At 69.0% G+C, this 1,696-nt stretch carries 3 protein-coding genes; 2 read left to right on the forward strand and 1 reads right to left on the reverse strand.

Annotated features, from left to right (window positions below; all coding sequences use genetic code 11):
- Together JNK68_17175 and JNK68_17180 are read left to right on the forward strand one after the other, a co-directional pair.
- Nucleotides 1–490 (forward strand): DUF561 domain-containing protein (locus tag JNK68_17175; protein ID MBL8542075.1); only part of this gene is annotated, 490 nt, incomplete at its 5' end.
- Nucleotides 491–576: 86 nt separating this feature from the next.
- Entirely contained in the window at nt 577–807 is a 231-nt protein-coding gene (locus tag JNK68_17180) for a zinc ribbon domain-containing protein (protein ID MBL8542076.1), read from the forward strand.
- 57 nt (nt 808–864) lie between these two features.
- Here the strand turns inward: JNK68_17180 and JNK68_17185 are convergent.
- Nucleotides 865–1,696, reverse strand: an 832-nt coding sequence (locus JNK68_17185; GenBank protein MBL8542077.1) for a trypsin-like peptidase domain-containing protein, incomplete at its 5' end; no start/stop codon positions are given.

The following is a 1,696-nucleotide window of genomic DNA, read 5'->3' on the forward strand; positions in this document are numbered from 1 at the left end:
GTTCCTGTCCGACGATCTGACGACGCAGATGGGCACGTTCGCGCTGCTGCCGCAGGTGGTGAAAGCGGTCAGGACTCCGGTGATCGCCGCCGGCGGCATCGCCGATGCGCAAGGGGTGACGGCGGCGCTCAAGCTGGGGGCCGCCGGCGTCCAGGTCGGCACCGCGTACCTGTTGTGTCCCGAAGCGACCACGAGCCCGCTGCACCGCGCGGCGTTGAAGGGCGAGGCGGTCCGCCATACCGCCCTCACCAACCTCTTCAGCGGTCGCCCGGCGCGCGGCATCGTCAACCGCTTGATGCGCGAGCTGGGACCGATGAGCGCCGCGGCTCCGGACTTCCCCCTGGCCACCAATGCGATTGCACCGCTGCGCGCTGCCGCAGAAGGTCGCGGCAGCACCGACTTCTCGCCGCTGTGGTCGGGCCAGAACGCGAGCGGCTGCCGGGAGATCCCCGCCGCACAGCTGACGCGCGAACTGGCCGCGTGCCTGTAGGCTGCGCGGGAACGAATCCCGCATCGGGCCCGGCGGTTGCGCCGTGCAGCCCGGGTTTACAATGCGCTCACACGAGGGAGTTCATCATGCCGATCTACGAATACGCTTGCAGCAAGTGCGGACACGAATTCGAGAAGCTGGTCCGCAACGGAACCGTTCCCGATTGCCCGAGCTGTCACTCGACCGAGCTCGAGAAGAAACTGTCGGTGTTTTCGGCCCACGGATCGAGCACCGGGGGTGGTCACGTCCACACCCACGCCGGGCCGTGCGGCAGCTGCGGTCACCCCGACGGGCCAGGCGCCTGCGGCCTCAACTGATTTCGCGGCAGCTCTCGCGCAGTCCGCACCTGCCGGCATCGCGCGCCGCGACGCCGGTCACTTCGCGCGCTCTTCCAGCAGCCTCCTGGCGTCTGCCCGCAGCGCGTCGTCGATCGCCTTGCGAAACGCGGTGATGTAGACGATCTGGTTGCGGTGGGTCATCGAGTATTCGGGCAGGACCCCGTCGACCGGCGCCATCGACTGCTGGATCAGCCCGACCACCCGCCACGCGCCGTCGGCCTGCCGTTCCAGCACGGGGCCGCCGGACATGCCGCTCTCGAAGGCGCAGTCCACACCCACCAGTCCGGCCACCGGCCCGTGATCGCGGGCCTTGCAGCCGGTCTCCACGGTGATCCCCGGGCGACCCGCGCGTGATGCGGGGAAGCCGATCGCCATCAGCGTTCCCGCCGGCATCGGACTGTCCTGCTCGGGCCGTGCGTACTTGAGGTATCCGTACTTCCTCCCGAGGCAGGCGTCCAGCCGCAGGATCGCCCAGTCGCCGGCCATGCCTTTGAAGTCCGACTTCGAGAAACGACCGAAAGCGGCTACGGTGGCGCGCGTTCTTGCTGCGAACTTTCCCGGAACCTTTGCGTCCGGCCCCACGAGAAATTCCGCGGACTGGCTCACGCGCGGCAGGCCGATCTCGACTTCTCCCGTGCGCGGGTCGCGGCCTCGCATGAAGGCCACATGGTAGGCGGTGGCGATGTGGCAGCTGCTCACGAGAAAGGCGGTGCCTCCGGCGCCGATGCCCGCGTGGTGCAGCACGCCGACGGAGCGCAACGGCGGCAGCGCTGCTTCGCGCTGCTCGCGGCGATCCTCGACGAAGACGTTGGCGTGTGCCGCAGAAATCAGAAGCAGGAACGCAACTGCCGGCAGCGTGCGAAGGGCC

This window comes from Betaproteobacteria bacterium, assembly GCA_016791345.1.
In the GTDB taxonomy this organism is placed as follows: Bacteria; Pseudomonadota; Gammaproteobacteria; order Burkholderiales; family JAEUMW01; genus JAEUMW01.

Coding starts and splice junctions, on each gene's coding strand:
- JNK68_17180 (MBL8542076.1), top strand. CDS start 577: ATGCCGATCTACGAATACGCTTGCAGCAAGTGCGGACACGAATTCGAG.